Origin of the sequence: Streptomyces omiyaensis, assembly GCF_014650895.1 — a bacterium.
Taxonomy (GTDB): Bacteria; Actinomycetota; Actinomycetes; order Streptomycetales; family Streptomycetaceae; genus Streptomyces; species Streptomyces omiyaensis.
Window position 1 is genome coordinate 17,620 of record NZ_BMVV01000022.1, and the last position, 17,278, is coordinate 34,897.

Below are 17,278 nucleotides of genomic sequence, written 5' to 3' on the forward strand. Positions count from 1 at the left end.
CCCGGGGCGAGTGGTGGGGGCGCACGGTACGGCGCACCCTGGAGAGGTACCCGACAGGTACCTCCCCGGAGGTGGTCCTCATGATGAACACGCTCGTCGGATGGCACGTCGACATGGAGTTCAAGGAGGAGGGCGACCGGACGCGGGCGGCGGCCATGGTCAGGCTCTCGGACGGCTCCGAGTTCCGGGCCCACGGCTCCGCCCACCGGCACCCCTCCGATCCGGAACAGCTGCGGGTCGGCGAGGAGATCGCCGGGGCCCGCGCCCTCATGGACCTGGCCTCGCAGCTGCTGCAGAAGGCGCACGCGGAGATCGACGAGGCCTCGGGCCGGATGTCGTACCCCATCAACCGCTAGACGCCCGCCGGCCCGGCGTCCGGGCCGGTACCGGGCGCAGGGCGGGTGCCGGTGGTGCGGCTAGTACCGGAGGGCGTCCTCCAGGTCCCGCTGCCAGTACGAGACGGCGGCGCCGTCGTCCACGTACGTCCCCTCCGGCGCCGGCACCGTCACCATGCTGTCCGCGGTCAGGTTCACCTTGACCGTGCGGACCGTCATGCCGTGCGTGTCGCCGCCCGGCTCCCCCGTCAGGATCAGCGACGCGTACGCCGAGTCGCCGGGCGCCAGCGTCACCACGGCCTGCGGCTTGCTGTCCTCCACGATCCTGATCGGCGCCTGGCTGCCGTCGAAGCCGACGAGGGGCGCGCCCACCGCGTCGCAGGGGCGGCCGCCGATGTTCGTGACGGTCAGGGCCAGGTGGTTGATCGGGCGGCTGACCTTGCTCGCCACGACCTTCACGTCCCCGGCGGCGCAGGGGCGGCGCACCGGGCCGTCGTCGGCGGGCCGGGGCGCGGCCGACGTGCGGGAGGGGGCGGGAGCGGTGGCCGTGGGCTTCCTCTTCGGAGCGCTCGGCGCGGGGTCGGCGGTCGGCGCCGCCTCGGCGGTGGGCGTGGGCGTGGGCGTGGCCGTCGGCGTCGGCTCGGCCGTCGTGGGGGCCGGGGCGGCGGTGTCCTGCCCGGGGCTCCCCGGGGCCGGAGCCGCCCGCCCGCCGGACGACTGGCAGGCGGTGAGGGCGAGCGCCGCGGCCAGTGCGGCGGCGGGCAGGGCGAGGCGGCGGGCGGACAGACGCATGGTGGTTCCCCCGTGGTGGGTCCGGTGTCGGGCGGTCAGTGGCCGTCGAGCAGGGTGATCACGATCGCGGTGCAGAGGATCAGCACCATCAGTGCCAGGGCGTCGGTGACGCGGCTGTTCGGCATGGCTCCATGCTGCGAGCCGGTGTGACGCGGTGTCGACCCACGCGGGACAATGAGGAACGCTGGAACGCTTCCACCCCCTGTGAGCTGGGGAGACGCACCGCGCCCGGAACGCGTTCCCGGAACGCCGACGCCGACGGGGGACGACGATGGACAGCGGGGACCGGCTCGCCGGGCTGCTGAAGGAACTCAAGGAGCGGTCGGGGCTGAGCTACGGGACGCTCGCCAAGCGGCTCCACGTCAGCACCTCCACCCTCCACCGGTACTGCAACGGCGACGCCGTCCCGACCGACTTCGCGCCCCTGGAACGCCTCGGGCGCCTGTGCGGGGCCTCGCGGGAGGAACTCGTCGGGCTCCACCGCGCCTGGATCGTCGCGGACGACGCCCGCGGGCGGAGCGGGGAGCCGGGAGAACGGGGCGGGGGCGAGACCGGTGAGGCCGGTGCCGGCGGTGCCGGCGGTGAGGACGTCTCCGCCGGGTCCGCCGCGCCCGCCGGGGTCGAGCTGCCCGCCGGGTCCGCCGCGCCCGCCGGGGTCGAGCTGCCCGCCGGGTCCGCCGGGTCCGCCGCGCCTGCCGGGGCGGACGTCCTCGGCGGGCCCGTCGTGGCGTCGAAGCCCGCGGCCGGCGCCCCGCCGCCCTCCCGGGCGCGGTACAGGAGCGCCCTCGCGGCCGCGGCCGTCGTCGCCCTCGCCGTCCCCGGCGCCCACCTCGTCGCGCGGAACGGGGACGGGGAACCGGCCGGAGGCCGGAACGGGGACTCCGCGGGGGTCGCGGCGCCCGCACCGCTGAACGCCGGCATCAGCTCGTACAACTGGGCCGAGCCCTGCGGCCAGTACTACGTCCTCGACCAGAAGCCGCAGCACGTGCCGCCCCCGCCCCCGCCGCAGGACACCCGGCCGTGGGCCCGTGCGCTCGGCGGGATCGACGGCGGACACATGCAGCTCCAGGTCACCGTCACCGGACGCACCCGGGAACCGGTCGTGCTCTCGCGGCTCCACGTCCGGGTCGTCGAGCGCGACCGGCCGCCGGCGCCGGCCGCGTACTCGATGGGCGACGGCTGCGGCAGCGGGATCACCCCGCAGACCTTCGACGTCGACCTCGACCCGCCCCGGCCGTACGTGAAGGCGGTCGCCGGACAGGACGGGGACCGGGTCGTGCCGGCGAAGGACTTCCCGTACCGGGTCGCCACCGGGGACGCGGAGGTCCTCAACCTCGACGTCCACACCGAGGAGCACGCCGTCGCCTGGTACCTGGAGCTGGAGTGGAGCACCGGGGACCGGAAGGGGACCCTTCGGATCGACGACGGCGGGCAGCCGTTCCGCGTCCGCGCCGTCGAGGGGGGCACGGTCTACGGCTACCGGCCCGACAAGGGCGAGTGGGTCGCTCAGGAGTGACCCGCCCGCCCCGGCGGCGTCAGAGGCGCTCGGGCGTCCGGATGCCCAGCAGGGCCATGCCCCGGTGGAGCGTGCGGGCCGTCACGTCGCAGAGGAAGAGGCGGTTCTCCACCTGCTCCGGGGTGTCCGCCTTGAGGACGGGGCACTCCGAGTAGAACGTCGTGTACAGCGACGCCACCTGGTACAGGTACGCGGCCAGCTTGTGCGGGGCGTACTCCGCGGCGGTCTCGGCGATCACCTCGCCGAAACCGTCCAGGTGCAGGCCGAGGGCCCGCTCCGACGGCGCCAGCTCCAGCTCCGGGTGCGCGACCGGCTTCGCGTCCCCCGCCTTCCGCAGGATCGACTGGATACGGGCGTACGCGTACTGGAGGTACACGGACGTGTCGCCGTTCAGCGACACCATCTGGTCCAGGTCGAACTTGTAGTCGCGGGCCGCCGAGGTCGACAGGTCCGCGTACTTCACCGCGCCGATGCCCACCTGGGCGCCCCGCTCGGTGATCTCCTCCTCGGTGAGGTCCTGGGCCTTCTCGCGGACCACGGCGGAGGCACGGTCGATCGCCTCGTCCAGCAGGTCCACCAGCCGGACCGTCTCGCCCTCACGCGTCTTGAACGGCTTGCCGTCCTTGCCGAGGACCGTGCCGAAGGCCAGCTGGACGGCCTTCACCTCGTCGTTCAGCCAGCCCGCCCGGCGGGCCGTCTCGAAGACCATCTTGAAGTGCAGGGACTGACGGGCGTCCACCACGTACAGCAGCGACGTCGCCTTCAGGTTCCGCACCCGGTCGCGGATCGCGGACAGGTCCGTCGCCGCGTAGCCGAAGCCGCCGTCGGACTTCTGGACGATCAGCGGGACCGGGTTGCCGTCCGGTCCCTTGACGTCGTCGAAGAAGACGCAGAGCGCACCCTCGGAGCGGACGGCCACGCCCGACTCCTCCAGGAGACGGCAGGTCTCCTGGAGCATGTCGTTGTAGCCCGACTCGCCGACGACGTCGGGGTCGCGGATGTCCATGTCGAGCTTGTCGAAGACCGAGTAGAAGTAGATCTTCGACTCGTCCACGAACCGCTGCCACAGGGCGAGCGTCTCCTCGTCGCCGGCCTGGAGGTCCACCACCCGGGCGCGCGCCCGGGTCTTGAACTCCTCGTCCGAGTCGAAGAGCGCGCGGGACGCCTTGTACAGCCGGTTCAGGTTCGACATGGCCTCCTCGCCGGAGACCTCCGCGCCGTCCCCGGACGTGTGGTCCAGCTCGTGCGGGTGCTCGATCAGGTACTGGATGAGCATGCCGAACTGGGTGCCCCAGTCGCCGATGTGGTGGCGGCGGACCACGGTCTCGCCCGTGAACTCCAGGATCTCCACCATCGCCGCGCCGATCACCGCCGACCGCAGGTGGCCGACGTGCATCTCCTTCGCCACGTTCGGCTGCGCGTAGTCGATGACCGTGGTGCCCGCCGACCCGTTCAGCGGCACGCCGAGGCGCGCGTCGGCGGCACGCGCCGCCAGCGTCTCCACGATCGCCGCGTCCGACACCGTGATGTTGAGGAAGCCGGGGCCCGAGACCTCGATCTCCTTCAGCACGTCGTTCGCCGGGATCGCCTCGACGACCTTCGTCGCCAGCTCCCGCGGATTGCCCTTGAGCTGCTTCGCCAGCGCCAGGATGCCGTTGGCCTGGAAGTCGGCCCGGTCGCTTCGTCGCAGCAGCGGGTCGGCGGAACCGGCCTCCGGCAGGGCTGCCGAGAGGCCTTCCGCGAGGCGCTGCTGCACGGTCGAAGCGAGGGAAGGGACCGAGGCCATGAGCTTCCGTTCCTGTTGTGTGGTGTCCGGGTGTTCCGGTGGTCTATATCGCTTGTCAAGTGTCCCATGGGTGGGCAACGTGTTTTCCCCGGCCGTCCCCGGCCGTGGACGGGCCCGACGGACGGAACCACGCCTGTGGACAACCTCCGAGCGCCCCGTTCCGTCTGGGACAATGACTGACGTAGGGCCTCGAAGGCTCCGAGGGACTTCCCGCAAGGATCTGGAAAGAAGGACGTACCGACCGTGGCTCAGAGCAGCACCGAGACCGACTGGGTCTCCCGTTTCGCGGACGAGGTCATCACCGAGTCGGAGCGACGTGCGCCTGGCAAACCGGTCGTCGTCGCCTCCGGCCTCTCCCCCTCCGGCCCGATCCACCTCGGCAACCTCCGCGAGGTCATGACCCCGCACCTGGTCGCCGACGAGATCCGCCGCCGCGGGTACACCGTCCGCCACCTCATCTCGTGGGACGACTACGACCGCTACCGCAAGGTGCCGGGCGGCATCGAGGGCATCGACGAGAGCTGGGCCGAGCACATCGGCAAGCCCCTGACCTCCGTCCCCGCCCCCGCCGGCTCGCCCCACGCCAACTGGGCCGAGCACTTCAAGGCCGCCATGGTCGAGGCGCTGGCCGAGCTCGGCGTCGAGTACGACCCGATCAGCCAGACCGAGCAGTACACCTCCGGCGTCTACCGCGAGCAGATCCTGCACGCCATGCGCCGCCGGGGCGACATCGACGCCATCCTCGACCAGTACCGGACGAAGAAGGCCCCCAAGAAGCAGTCCCAGAAGCCGGTCGACGAAGCCGAGCTGGAGGCCGCCGAGGGCTCCGGCGCGGCCGGCGAGGACGACGGCTCCGGCGGCGGCGCCGGCTACTTCCCGTACAAGCCCTACTGCGGGCAGTGCGGCAAGGACTTCACCACCGTCACCGCCTACGACGACGACACCACCGAGCTGAGCTACACCTGCACCACCTGCGGCTTCGCCGAGACCGTCAAGCTCAGCGAGTTCAACCGCGGCAAGCTCGTCTGGAAGGTCGACTGGCCCATGCGCTGGGCCTTCGAAGGCGTCATCTTCGAGCCCTCCGGCGTCGACCACTCCTCGCCCGGCTCCTCCTTCCAGGTCGGCGGCCAGATCGTCACGCTCTTCGACGGCGTCCAGCCCATCGGCCCCATGTACGCCTTCGTCGGCATCAGCGGCATGGCCAAGATGTCCTCCTCCAAGGGGGGCGTCCCCACCGCCGCCGACGCGCTGGAGATCATGGAGCCCCAGCTGCTCCGCTGGCTCTACGCCCGCCGCAAGCCCAACCAGTCCTTCAAGATCGCCTTCGACCAGGAGATCCAGCGGCTCTACGACGAGTGGGACAAGCTGGAGGCCAAGGTCGCCGACGGCACCGTGCTGCCCGCCGACGCCGCCGCCCACACGCGCGCCGCCCGCACCGCGGCCGGCGAGCTGCCGCGCACCCCGCGCCCGCTCCCGTACCGCACCCTCGCCTCGGTCGCCGACATCACCGCCGGCCACGACGAGCAGACCCTCCGGATCCTCACCGAGCTCGACCCGGAGTCCCCGGTCACCTCGCTCGACGAGGTCCGCCCCCGCCTCGACCGCGCCGAGAACTGGATCAGCACCCAGGTCCCGGCCGACCAGCGCACCATCGTCCGCGAGGAGCCCGACACCGAGCTCCTCGGCTCCCTGGACGACGAGGGCCGGGAGTCCCTGCGCCTCCTCCTGGAGGGCCTGGACAGCCACTGGTCCCTCGACGGCCTGACCACCCTGGTCTACGGCGTCCCGAAGGTCATGGCCGGCCTCACCCCCGAGGCCAAGCCCACCCCCGAGCTGAAGGTCGCCCAGCGCGCCTTCTTCGCCCTCCTCTACAAGCTCCTCGTGAGCCGCGAGACGGGCCCCCGCCTGCCCACCCTGCTCCTCGCCGTCGGCGCGGACCGGGTGCGCAAGCTGCTCGGCGCCTGAGCCCACCCACGCCGAAGGGCCGCTCCCCGTCGCGGGGGAGCGGCCCTTCGGCGTGTGCGCGCGGTGCGGGCGGGCTCAGGAGGGGGCGGAGCTCAGGAGGGGTCGAACTCCTGCATCTCCTCGTGGACCCGCTGCTGCACCTCCGGGGTGACCAGCTGGAGCAGGTCGGACTGGGGCGCCGGGAGCTGCGGGAAGCCGTACGCCTCCGCCACCATCTGGTCCAGCTCGAACGGGGTCGGGAAACGCTCGTGCTCCTGCACGAAGCCGTACGTCATCTTGTAGGCGATCTCCCGGAACTCCTCCATCTGAGGGTCGGGCGGCTGGAGCGGGTCGGGCTGCTGGAGCACCCCGTACAGCTCCGGACGCGCCGCCTCGGGCTCCGGGAGTCCCTGGTCCGCGGACTCGGGCTCCGCCGGCGCGGCGTCCCCGGGGGCACCCTCGGAAGCGCCCTCCGCCGCCTGCTCACCGGCCTGCTCGGCCGCCTGCGCGGTGTACGTGCCGCCGTACCCCTCGGGGGTCACCTGCGGCGCGTCGAACCAGGGGCTCTCGTGGTTCGGCTGCGGCGGTTCCTGCTGCTGCGCCTGCTGCGGCTGCGGGCCCTGAGGTCCCTGCGGGCCCTGAGGTCCCTGCGGGGCCGGGGCGGGCTGGCCCGCCGGGAGCTCCTGGAGGACCGGGGCGGCGGCCTGCACCACCGCCACCGGCTGGGGCTCGAAGCCCGGCTGCGCGAGCGGGGCCGGGTTCGGCGGCAGGAGCACCGGCTCCACGCCCGCCGCGGCCAGCCCCGCCGGGGCCGTCTCCGAGAGCGGGACGCCGTACCGGGCGAGGCGGAGCGGCATCAGGGCCTCCACCGGGGCCTTGCGGCGCCAGCCGCGCCCGAAGCGGGCCTGCAGCCGCGCCTGGTAGATCAGCCGCTCCTGCTCCAGCTTGATCACCTGGTCGTACGAGCGCAGCTCCCACAGCTTCATCCGCCGCCACAGCCGGAACGTCGGCACCGGCGACAGCAGCCAGCGGGTCAGCCGCACGCCCTCCATGTGCTTGTCCGCGGTGATGTCCGCGATCCGGCCCACCGCGTGCCGCGCCGCCTCGACGGCCACGACGAACAGCACCGGGATGACCGCGTGCATGCCCACGCCCAGCGGGTCGGGCCACGCCGCCGCGCCGTTGAACGCGATCGTCGCCGCCGTCAGGATCCACGCCGTCTGCCGCAGCAGCGGGAACGGGATCCGCAGCCACGTCAGCAGCAGGTCCAGTGCGAGCAGCACACAGATGCCCGCGTCGATGCCGATCGGGAAGAAGTACGAGAACGTACCGAAGCCCTTGTGCACGGCAAGCTCGCGCACGGCCGCGTACGAACCCGCGAAACCGATCCCCGCGATGATCACCGCGCCGCCGATGACGAGCCCGATGAGTATGCGGTGTGTGCGTGTCAGCTCCATCGCGGCCACCCGCGATCCCCTCCCGTGATTCGACGTCTCGCGGGCCCCAGAGTGGCACACGTGAACGAAGCCCGGCCCCCTGGGGAGGAACGGGCTCCGCTCGGACCTGCCTGTCTGTGCTGATTTGTGTCAGTAACCGCGCGACCGGCCAGGGTTGGACGACCCGTCGGACGGGTACAACAGGCCGACTACTTGTTCGCCGCGACCACCGAGGCGACCGCTTCCTTCGCCGCCTGCGTCGCGCCCTCGACGATCGTCTTCGCCCGCGGCACCGGAGCGCCCGCGTACCCGGCGCCGTTGTACGACAGCACGACCACCACGTTGCCCGTGCGGGCCACGACCGACGCGTACGGGAAGTCCTCGTCGGTCTTGTTCACGGTGTACGTCACCAGCTTGGCCTCGTCGCCGATGCCCGGCGCCGCCGCCGTGCTCAGCGTCTTGGCGCCCGTGGTGGCCTGGATCTTGCCGACCTCCTTGGCGAAGTTCTCCTGCGCCCGCGCCTGGCCGCTGCCCAGCGACACCTCGGAGTCGTACCGGTAGAACGACACGTCCAGCCAGCGGTACTGCGAGCCCTTGACGCCCTTGTCCTCCAGGCCGTTCCAGGAGCAGCCGGCCCGGTGCGACAGGTCGGAGGAGGCCGCCGCCGTCCCGTTCGGGCTCTTCGCCTTGGGCACCAGCGCGGCCGAGGTCTTCGCGGCGATCGCCTTGCACGCCGTCGGCAGCTTCGCGTACTTCGCCGGCTCGACCGTCGGCGTCGGCTTCGGCGAGGGGGTCGCCGACGCGCTCGCGGTCGCCTCCCCCCGAGCCGCGCCGGAGTCACCGGCCGCGTCCCCGCCGCCGCTGCCCGAGTCCGAGGAGCAGCCGGCGACGACGAGCATCACCGGGACGGCTGCGGCGGCGAGAATGCGGGTGAGGCGCGGAGCTGATCGCTGCATGGTTCCTTCAGTCGCTTGTCGTACGGGCGGCGCCGGACGGCGGCCCTGACGGCCCTGGGTACGCCGACACGTTACGTGGTCCCCCCGCCGCACGGGGGGTCGCGCGGGACGCCCGGCGGGCGGCTACTCCTCCAGCCGGTCGGCCAGCAGCCGGGCCAGCTTCTGCGCCCTGTCCTGCAGTTCCTTGCTGTCCGGGGCCGCCGCCGCCCCCGTCGTCCGCTGCCGGTACTCGACCGTCACGATCACGTTCGATGTGCGGAAGACCACGCTCACGACCCGCTGCCGGGCGTCGCCGCCGGCCTTCCCGAGGGTGTCGCCGAGGAACGAGATGTCACCGAGCCCGCCCAGCAGCCGCGGCTCCAGTCCGGTCGTCGCGGGGGCGGAGGGCGTGGTGGCGCCGGAGGAGGGGGCGCCGGTGCCGGCGGTCCCGGCGTCGGCGGGAGCGGTGCCGGCCGGCGAGGCCGTGTCCGCGGGCGTCGCGGGCGCCGTGGCCGCGGTCGCGTCCGTGGCGCCGGTCGGCGTGGCGGCGGTCGTCGCGCCCGCGGTGGGGGTCGGGGTGGGCGCGGGCGTCACCGGGACGGCGATCCCGGCCGCGAGCTGCTTGCGGGTGTAGACCTCCTGCGCCCGCGCCGCGTCGCTCACCGTGGGGTCGTACGAGACCACCCGCTCCACGTCGAGCACCAGCCGGTGCGTGCTGTCCTCGCCGTCGGCGCTCCAGGTGCAGCCGACGCGCCGGTCCGTGTCGTACGTGACGGAGGCCGTCCCGCGGAGCACCTTGGCCCGCTCGGCGTCGGTCAGGGCGGCGGTCCCGGGCAGCAGTTCGCGCAGGGTCGCCTGGGGGACGGCGCCGCAGGGCTCGAAGAGCGTGCGGTAGCGCCCGGGCGCCGCGACGGGAACGGAGGCGGCGCCCGCCTTGGCGTCGAGGGCGACGTCCTCGGCGGGGTCGGCGGCCGAGCAGCCGGCCAGCGTGCCGAGGGTGACGGCGAGGCCGGCGCCGAGGCCGAGGAGGTTGCCGGAGGAACGGCCGGGTGAGTACCTCTTTCGCTGCACCGTCCCAGGCTCCCTTCTCCCGAGGTCTTTCCCGAAAACTGTTTGCCGCCCCCGGAAGGGGGATGGACACAATGTCTATCGCACGCACAGCCGTTGATGCCGGTCCGCCGTCACCTGTGAGGGCTTTGGCTCCGGTTTTTGCGTTATCAGACTTTTCGGGGGAATCGAGGAAGTATGTCGTACGTCGAGGTGCCGGGTGCGCAGGTGCCCATCCGGATGTGGGCCGATCCTTCCACGGTGGAGGGCGGCGCGATGCAGCAGCTGCGGAACGTGGCGACGCTGCCGTGGATCAAGGGCCTCGCGGTCATGCCGGACGTGCATTACGGCAAGGGCGCGACGGTCGGTTCGGTCATCGCGATGAAGGACGCGGTCTGTCCGGCGGCGGTCGGCGTGGACATCGGCTGCGGCATGTCCGCGGTGAAGACCTCCCTCACCGCCGACGACCTCCCGGGCGACCTGTCCCGCCTCCGCTCCAAGATCGAGCAGGCGATCCCGGTCGGCCGCGGCATGCACCGCGAGGAGGTCGACCCGAAGCGGCTCTACCGGTTCCCGACCGCGGGCTGGGACGACTTCTGGGAGCGCTTCGACGGCGTGGCGGACGCGGTGAAGTTCCGGCGCGACCGGGCGGCGCTGCAGATGGGCACGCTCGGGGCCGGCAACCACTTCGTGGAGCTCTGTGTCGATACGTCGGGTTCGGTGTGGCTGATGCTGCACTCGGGCTCCCGGAACATCGGCAAGGAGCTCGCCGAACACCACATCGGCGTGGCGCAGAAGCTGCCGCACAACCAGGGGCTCGTCGACCGCGACCTGGCGGTCTTCGTGGCGGAGACGCCGCAGATGGCGGCCTACCGGAACGACCTGTTCTGGGCCCAGGAGTACGCCCAGCACAACCGCGCGATCATGATGGCGCTCTTCCAGGAGGTCATCCGCAGGGAGTTCCGCAAGGCGAAGGTGAGCTTCGACCCCGTGATCTCCTGCCACCACAACTACGTGGCGGAGGAGCGGTACGACGGCATGGACCTGCTCGTGACCCGCAAGGGCGCGATCCGGGCCGGCTCCGGGGAGTTCGGCATCATCCCGGGGTCGATGGGCACGGGCTCGTACATCGTGAAGGGCCTCGGGAACGCCGCCTCGTTCAACTCCGCCTCGCACGGCGCGGGCCGGAAGATGAGCCGGACCGCGGCGAAGAAGCACTTCTCGACGCGGGACCTGGAGGAGCAGACGCGGGGTGTGGAGTGCCGCAAGGACTCCGGCGTCGTGGACGAGATCCCGGGTGCCTACAAGCAGATCGAGAAGGTCATCGAGCAGCAGACCGACCTCGTCGAGGTCGTCGCCAAGCTCAAGCAGCTCATCTGCGTGAAGGGCTGAGCGGAGAGCGGGATGCCGTCGTGACGGTGCGCCGCCCCGCGTCGTGTCGGCCCGCCGGCCGTGCGGCCCCCGCCGTCGCGGGCCGGGCCCGGGACCGGATCGGTGCGGCGTCGGCCGGGGGAAGCGCGTCCTCCTGAGGGCGGGGCCCCCGATCGGGATCGCCGTCCTGGTCGAGGGCCGTTCTGTGGGGAGCCGTCTCCGACCGCGGGTCGGGTGCGCGAGGGGCGTGCGGGTGGCCGGGGGACCACCCGGCCGTGTCAGGGCTCGCGGTGGAGCTTGGTGTTGGAGGCCTGGGCGCGGGGGCGGACGACCAGGAGGTCGATGTTGACGTGCGGGGGGCGGGTGCAGGCCCAGGTGATGGTGTCGGCGACGTCGTCGGCGGTGAGGGGCTCGGCGACGCCGGCGTAGACCTTGGCGGCGCGGTCGGTGTCGCCGCGGAAGCGGGTGGTGGCGAACTCCTCGGTCTTGACCAGGCCCGGGGCGATCTCGATGACGCGGACCGGGGTGCCGACGATCTCCAGGCGGAGGGTCTCGGCGAGGACGCGGGCGCCGTTCTTGGCGGCGACGTAGCCGGCGCCGCCCTCGTAGGTGGCGTGTCCGGCGGTGGAGGAGAGCACGACGACGGTGCCGTCGCCGCTCGCGGTGAGCGCGGGCAGGAGGGCCTGCGTCATGTGGAGGGTGCCGAGGACGTTGACGTCGAACATGCGGCGCCAGTCCTCGGGGTCGCCGGTGGCGACGGGGTCGAGGCCGAGGGCGCCGCCGGCGTTGTTGACGAGGACGGCGAGCGTGCGGAAGGCGGTCGCGAACTCGTCGACGGCGGCGCGGTCGGTGACGTCGAGGGCGTACGCGGTGGCCTGGTGGCCGGCCTCGGTGATCTCGGCGGCGAGGGCCTCGACGCGGTCCTTGCGGCGGGCGGTGAGGACCACGCGGTAGCCGGCTGCGGCCAGCTGCCGTGCCGTGGCGGCGCCGATGCCGCTGCTCGCTCCGGTGATGACGGCGATGGGGGCGGACATGGCGGAGGCTCCTCGCACAGGTGGTCGGTCGGTGTGGTGGCCAGGATAGGCGGCGGTCAGCGGCCGCGCGGGGCGTACATGATCACGGCCATCCCGACGAGGCAGACGAGGGCGCCGACGACGTCCCAGCGGTCGGGGCGGTAGCCGTCGGCGACCATGCCCCAGGCGAGGGAGCCGGCGACGAAGACGCCTCCGTAGGCGGCGAGGATGCGGCCGAACTCGGCATCGGGCTGGAGGGTGGCGACGCATCCGTAGAGGCCGAGGGCGAGGACTCCGCCGCCGATCCAGATCCAGCCCCGGTGCTCGCGCACGCCCTGCCAGACGAGCCAGGCCCCGCCGATCTCGAAGAGGGCGGCGACGACGAAGAGGACGACGGAGCGGGCGATCTGCATGAGTGCAGGGTGTCACGGGGGACACGCGGGCTGACTGATTGTCAGAATGTGGGATGGTCTGTGGGTATTTTTGGCCTATGCGTGCGATCTCTCAGGGTGTGCTCGGGGCCGCGCTCGCGGCGCTCGTGGCGATGGGTGTGGGTGTGGCTGCGGCTGCCGGGACGGCCGCCGGGGCGGTCGGCGAGGTGCCGGGCGAGGCCGTCGGCGAGACCGTCGGCGAGGAGACGGGTGAGGCGGCCGGCGAGGTGGCCGGGGGCGAGGTGGATCTGGCTCATCACGGGCACGTGTCGCTGTGGGACGGGCGGATCGGGCTGTGGCTGGTGACGGAGAACCACGGCCCGTCCGACGTGGCGGACGCCACCGTCCGGCTGGCCTTCTCCGTGCCCATGGCGGGCGGTCAGGAGCTGCCGCCGGGCTGCCTGTGGAGCAGTGCCCGGGTGGTGTCCTGCCGGACGGGCGCGCTGCCGGACGGGGGCGAGGCGGGCGAGCTGGCGCTGCGCCTGAGGACGGCGGGCCGGCCGCAGGAGCTGACGGTGGAGGTGAGCACGGCCTGGCGGGCCGGCGGGGTCGACCGGAACTCCGTCAACGACCGGCACCGGGTGCTCGTGCTCGCGACCGGGGACCCGTACGTCTTCTGAGGCGAGCCGGGCGGGTGGTGGGCGTCCGGTGCCGAACGGGTGGCGGACGGCGGTCATCCGGCGGTCCACAGCACGTAGCCGTCGGGGCGGACGAGGGCCGTGGTGCGGCGGGCGGGGTCGGTCCAGGTGGCCCGGACCGCGCGGGCGGCGGTGGTCGGAGCGAAGGACGGCAGGGCCGGTGAGGCGCCCTCGGGGGCGATGAGGACGAACTCGCCCGCGCGCAGCAGCGCGTGGAGCCGGCCCTCGCGGAGCGGTACGTCGGGGGCGCGGCGGCCGGAGGTGCGGCCGCCGCCGGGGGTGGGCGCGTAGGCGATGCCGAGGCCGCTGACCGTGCCGAGGGCCTTGGCGGAGAGCGGGCGGAGGGCGGAGACGCAGGTGGCGGCGAGGGCGCGCAGGGCGCGGGCGGCGGGGGTGTGGGCCATCGCGAGGCGGACGAGGGCGCCGCTGGTGCGCAGCACCATGGCGCCGACGGGGTGGCGCTCGGTCTGGTAGCTGTCGAGGAGGGCCTCGGGGTCGGGGGCTTCGCCGCGGTGGACGGCGACGAGCTTCCAGGAGAGGTTGGCGGCGTCCTGGAGGCCGGTGTTCATGCCCTGGCCGCCGGCGGGGGAGTGGACGTGGGCGGCGTCGCCGGCGAGGAAGACGCGGCCGACGCGGTAGGCGGGGACCTGGCGCTCGTCGCTGTGGAAGCGGGAGATCCAGCGGGCGTCGTGCATGCCGTGGTCGGTGCCGAGGGCGCGGCGGGCGAGGTCGCGGACCTCGTCGAGCTCGACGGGTTCGCTGTCGGGGACCTGGCGGGTGCGGTCCCAGCCCATGACGCGGTACCAGCCGTCGCCGAAGGGGGCGATGAAGGCGAAGGTGTCGCCGGTGCCGTTGACGCTGAGGGTCTCGGCGGGGGCGTCGGTGAGTCGGACGTCGGCGAGGACGATCGAGCGGATGACGCTGGTGCCGGGGAAGGGCAGTCCGACGGCGGTGCGGACGGTGCTGCGGTGTCCGTCGGTGCCGACGAGGTGGTGGGCGCGGAGGGTGAGGGGGGCGCCGTCGGGGCCGGTGAACTCGGCGGTGACGCCGTCGGCGTCCTGGTGGAGGGTGCGCAGGGCGGTGTCGTGGCGGAAGGTGACGCCGGCGTCGGCCGCGCGCTGTTCGAGCAGGCGCTCCACCTCGTACTGGGGGGTGATGAGGAGGTGGTCGTAGCGGGAGGGGAGGCGGCCGAGGTCGAGGGAGAGGCGGCCGAAGAGCCGCATCCGGGTGAGGGGGGTGCCGGTGGCCTCCAGGGCGTCGGCGAGGCCGCGGGTGTCGAGCAGTTCGAGGGTGCGGGCGTGCACGCCGAAGGCGCGGGTGAGGTTGGAGCGGCCGGCGGGGCGGCGCTCGACGAGGGTGACGTCGAGGCCGGCGGCGGCGAGGTCGCCGGCGAGGAGGAGTCCGGTGGGGCCGGCGCCGACGACGATGACGTCGGTGCGGGCGGCGGGGGTGCGGCCGTCGTGGGTGCGGGAGTCGGTGGTGCTCATGGCGTGCCTCCGATCGGTCAACGCTTGTTGGCCTACGCTTGTTGGCAAAGGTAGGGCCCGTCGCCGTGACGTGTCAACACCTGTTGGCCTACAGTTGTGGGCATGACCACCGCACGCCGCTCCTCCGACGCCACCCGGGCCGCGATCCTGGAGGCCGCCCGCGAGCGCTTCGCCGCCGACGGGTACGAGCGCGCCACGATCCGGGCCATCGCCCGCGACGCCGGGATCGACCCCTCGATGGTCATGCGCTACTACGGCAACAAGGAGGGGCTCTTCGCCGCCGCCTCCGAGATCGACCTGGCCCTGCCCGGCCTGGGCGCGCTGCCCGCACGGCACATCGGGGCCGTGCTCGTGCACCACTTCCTCGACCGCTGGGAGCGGGACGACGTGCTCACTGGCCTGCTCAGGGTCGGCGTCACCAACGAGGCGGGCGCCGCCCGCATGCAGGCCGTCTTCGGGGCGCAGCTCGGCCCGGTCGCCCTCGGCGTCTGCCCCCGGCCCGAGGAGGCCCCGGCGCGGGCCGCGCTCGTCGCCTCCCAGATCCTCGGCATGGCGCTCGCCCGCTACGTGCTCCGCCTGCAGCCCGCCGTCGACATGAGCCGGGACGAGGTGGTGGCCTGGCTGGCGCCGACCGTCCAGCGGTACCTCACCGCCGAGCACCCCTGAGCCGGACGGCTGCCCCTCGGGGAACGGCGGCCCCTCGGGAAACGGCGGCCCCTCAGGGGGTGGTGGCGCCGAACTCCCGCACCGCCTCGTCGACGATCGCCTCCAGGCGCGCGTGGTGCGCGCCCCGCCAGTAGACCCGCTCGCACTCCGGGCAGCGGGCGAAGACGTCGTACGTCTTCTCGGTGCCCCGCTCCAGGCGCTCGCGGACCTCCTCCTTGCCGGTGTCGGTCAGCAGGCCGTTGCAGGCGGTGCAGCGGGTCCAGGGCGCCAGCGGCGGCGCGAAGCGCTCCAGCACGTCGCGGAGCTGGTCGTCGGGCCGGTCGCTGTACACGTACGCGCCCGCCCACAGTTCGCGGCGGCGCAGCAGGCCCCGGTCGCGCGAGAGCATGACCCGCCGCTCCCGGGCGGAGAGCGCGGCGAGCGCGGGGTCGCCGATGTCCTCGTTCTCGTACGCGGCGTCCACGCCCAGCAGCCGCAGCCGCCGGGCCAGGGTGCCCAGGTGGACGTCGAGGAGGAACCGGAGGGGTGCGCCGGGCACCGGCTGGGGGCGGGTGACGCCCTCGACGGAGACGTGCTCGCCGGCCGACGGCACGTGCGCCACGGCCACCGGGCGCCCGTCGACCAGGAGCCGGCCGGCCTCGGTGAGCGGCACGCCCAGAGACTCGACGACGTGACCCAGCGAGGAGACGCCGTCGGTGGTCACGGCCGTGCTCCCCGACCGCCGCTCGGAGGCGACGAAGACGGCCAGGCCTGGGGCGAAACTGATCTGGATCTCCGGTCCGTTCACGAGGACAGGATCGCATCGGCACCTGACGGCGGGCCAGGCATTTCCCGTGCGCGGCGCGCGCCGGGCCGGTCGCCGCCGGGGACGGCGGGCGCCTGGGCTACCGTCCCCGCATGAAGATCATCGACCTCGAGCCCGGCGACCCCCGTCTGGAGAGCGACCTCCTGCCGGTCCTCGTCGAGCTGCGCCCGCACCTGACCCCCGACCTCTTCGCGGACGTGTACGCGCGCGGCCACGCGCAGGGCCTGCGCTTCTCGGCCGCCTACGGCGACGACGGCCGGTGCGCCGGTGTCGCCGGGTGGCGGTTCGTCCACAACACCAGCTCCCTGAGCAAGCTGTACGTCGACGACCTGGTGACCGCCTCCGCGGTCCGTTCCACCGGCGTCGGGCACGCCCTCGTCGCCTACCTGGAGGAGCGCGCGCGGGCGGCCGGCTGCCACGAGCTCAACCTCGACTCCGGCACCCACCGCACCGGCGCCCACCGCTTCTACCTGCGCGAACGCTTCGACATCGCGGCCTTCCACTTCGTCCGGCCGCTCACCGGCCCCCGGTAGCCGTCAGGTCGAGCCGCCAGTCGTTGCAGCGCATCGGGCGGCCCGGCGGGTACTCGAAGTCCTGCTCCCCGAGCAGGTCGAAGCCGGCCTTGCGGCACACCGCGTTCGACGCGGCGTTCTCCACCGAGGGGAAGGCGTGCAGGTGGCGGTGGAGTCCCGCGGCCCGGGCCCGCTCCGCCACCGCGCGCGTGGCCAGGGTCGCGACGCCCCGGCCCTGGAATCCGGGCAGGACCGCCCAGCCCGTCTCGTACACCGCCTCGCCGTGCCAGGTGCTCGTCCAGAAGCCGATGCTGCCCGCGATCCGCTCCTCGGGCAGCAGCACGATCCGGAACATGCGGCCGGAGCCCGTGGCGTCGGCGCTCAGGTCGACGTACCGGCGGTGGCGGCGGACGAGCTGCTCCTCGGTCTCCGGGCCGCCCAGGTGCTCCATCAGCCCGGGTGCGTTGAGGGCGCGCAGCAGGCCGGCGTCCTCCTCCGACCAGGCTTCGAGGCGCACGGACGTCGCCGGGGCCGTGGTGTCCGCGTCGGTCTGCTCGTTCATGG

The 17,278-nt window shown here is 73.5% G+C and carries 17 protein-coding genes; 7 read left to right on the forward strand and 10 right to left on the reverse strand.

Annotated features, from left to right (window positions below; all coding sequences use genetic code 11):
* Positions 1–83: 83 nt before the first annotated feature.
* Positions 84–356, forward strand: a complete 273-nt coding sequence (locus IE287_RS28555; RefSeq protein ID WP_189852207.1) for a DUF1876 domain-containing protein — start codon at positions 84–86, stop codon at positions 354–356.
* 60 nt (positions 357–416) lie between these two features.
* Here IE287_RS28555 and IE287_RS28560 read toward each other — a convergent pair whose 3' ends face one another.
* Positions 417–1,127 (reverse strand): DUF4232 domain-containing protein, encoded by a 711-nt coding sequence (locus IE287_RS28560; RefSeq protein ID WP_189852104.1) that lies wholly within the window; start codon positions 1,125–1,127, stop codon positions 417–419.
* A gap of 271 nt (positions 1,128–1,398) precedes the next feature.
* On the opposite strand from IE287_RS28560, the gene IE287_RS39185 reads away from it, so the two are divergent.
* On the forward strand, positions 1,399–2,643 hold the full coding sequence (locus IE287_RS39185; protein WP_189852105.1) for a helix-turn-helix domain-containing protein: 1,245 nt from the start codon (positions 1,399–1,401) through the stop codon (positions 2,641–2,643).
* 19 nt (positions 2,644–2,662) lie between these two features.
* Here the strand turns inward: IE287_RS39185 and argS are convergent, their stop codons facing one another.
* Positions 2,663–4,429, reverse strand: coding sequence for an arginine--tRNA ligase (gene argS, locus IE287_RS28570; RefSeq protein ID WP_189852106.1), 1,767 nt, complete (start codon positions 4,427–4,429; stop codon positions 2,663–2,665).
* A 243-nt stretch (positions 4,430–4,672) separates the two neighbouring features.
* Between argS and lysS the strand changes: the two genes are divergently transcribed.
* The gene (gene lysS, locus IE287_RS28575) at positions 4,673–6,394 is read left to right on the forward strand and encodes a lysine--tRNA ligase (protein ID WP_189852107.1); all 1,722 of its coding nucleotides are present in this window, start codon (positions 4,673–4,675) and stop codon (positions 6,392–6,394) included.
* A gap of 92 nt (positions 6,395–6,486) precedes the next feature.
* Here lysS and IE287_RS28580 read toward each other — a convergent pair whose 3' ends face one another.
* From IE287_RS28580 to IE287_RS28590, 3 genes are all read right to left on the reverse strand, one after another.
* Complete coding sequence (locus tag IE287_RS28580; protein WP_189852108.1) at positions 6,487–7,839, reverse strand: DUF2637 domain-containing protein; 1,353 nt, start codon at positions 7,837–7,839, stop codon at positions 6,487–6,489.
* A gap of 179 nt (positions 7,840–8,018) precedes the next feature.
* Complete coding sequence (locus IE287_RS28585) at positions 8,019–8,765, reverse strand: DUF3558 domain-containing protein (protein WP_189852109.1); 747 nt, start codon at positions 8,763–8,765, stop codon at positions 8,019–8,021.
* 123 nt (positions 8,766–8,888) lie between these two features.
* On the reverse strand, positions 8,889–9,815 hold the full coding sequence (locus IE287_RS28590) for a DUF3558 domain-containing protein (protein ID WP_189852110.1): 927 nt from the start codon (positions 9,813–9,815) through the stop codon (positions 8,889–8,891).
* Between the two features lie 174 nt (positions 9,816–9,989).
* On the opposite strand from IE287_RS28590, the gene IE287_RS28595 reads away from it, so the two are divergent.
* Positions 9,990–11,183: an RtcB family protein gene (locus tag IE287_RS28595; protein ID WP_189852111.1), complete on the forward strand. Its 1,194-nt coding sequence runs from the start codon at positions 9,990–9,992 to the stop codon at positions 11,181–11,183.
* A gap of 257 nt (positions 11,184–11,440) precedes the next feature.
* On the opposite strand, the gene IE287_RS28600 is transcribed toward IE287_RS28595, so the two are convergent.
* Both IE287_RS28600 and IE287_RS28605 read right to left on the reverse strand, forming a co-directional pair.
* Entirely contained in the window at positions 11,441–12,196 is a 756-nt protein-coding gene (locus IE287_RS28600) for an SDR family NAD(P)-dependent oxidoreductase (protein ID WP_189852112.1), read from the reverse strand.
* Positions 12,197–12,252: 56 nt separating this feature from the next.
* Positions 12,253–12,588 (reverse strand): YnfA family protein, encoded by a 336-nt coding sequence (locus tag IE287_RS28605; protein ID WP_189852113.1) that lies wholly within the window; start codon positions 12,586–12,588, stop codon positions 12,253–12,255.
* Between the two features lie 77 nt (positions 12,589–12,665).
* Here IE287_RS28605 and IE287_RS28610 point away from each other — a divergent pair, with 77 nt between their 5' ends.
* On the forward strand, positions 12,666–13,226 hold the full coding sequence (locus IE287_RS28610) for a hypothetical protein (protein WP_229883793.1): 561 nt from the start codon (positions 12,666–12,668) through the stop codon (positions 13,224–13,226).
* A 53-nt stretch (positions 13,227–13,279) separates the two neighbouring features.
* On the opposite strand, the gene IE287_RS28615 is transcribed toward IE287_RS28610, so the two are convergent.
* Positions 13,280–14,731, reverse strand: a complete 1,452-nt coding sequence (locus tag IE287_RS28615; protein WP_189852114.1) for an FAD-dependent oxidoreductase — start codon at positions 14,729–14,731, stop codon at positions 13,280–13,282.
* Between the two features lie 102 nt (positions 14,732–14,833).
* Between IE287_RS28615 and IE287_RS28620 the strand changes: the two genes are divergently transcribed.
* Positions 14,834–15,397: a TetR/AcrR family transcriptional regulator gene (locus tag IE287_RS28620; RefSeq protein ID WP_189852115.1), complete on the forward strand. Its 564-nt coding sequence runs from the start codon at positions 14,834–14,836 to the stop codon at positions 15,395–15,397.
* A 52-nt stretch (positions 15,398–15,449) separates the two neighbouring features.
* Here IE287_RS28620 and IE287_RS28625 read toward each other — a convergent pair whose 3' ends face one another.
* Positions 15,450–16,184, reverse strand: a complete 735-nt coding sequence (locus IE287_RS28625; RefSeq protein WP_189852116.1) for a Mut7-C RNAse domain-containing protein — start codon at positions 16,182–16,184, stop codon at positions 15,450–15,452.
* Between the two features lie 110 nt (positions 16,185–16,294).
* On the opposite strand from IE287_RS28625, the gene IE287_RS28630 reads away from it, so the two are divergent.
* The gene (locus IE287_RS28630) at positions 16,295–16,735 is read left to right on the forward strand and encodes a GNAT family N-acetyltransferase (protein ID WP_189852117.1); all 441 of its coding nucleotides are present in this window, start codon (positions 16,295–16,297) and stop codon (positions 16,733–16,735) included.
* Here the strand turns inward: IE287_RS28630 and IE287_RS28635 are convergent.
* Positions 16,719–17,276, reverse strand: coding sequence for a GNAT family N-acetyltransferase (locus IE287_RS28635; RefSeq protein WP_189852118.1), 558 nt, complete (start codon positions 17,274–17,276; stop codon positions 16,719–16,721). The genes IE287_RS28630 and IE287_RS28635 overlap by 17 nt on opposite strands.
* Between the last annotated feature and the right edge of the window lie 2 nt (positions 17,277–17,278).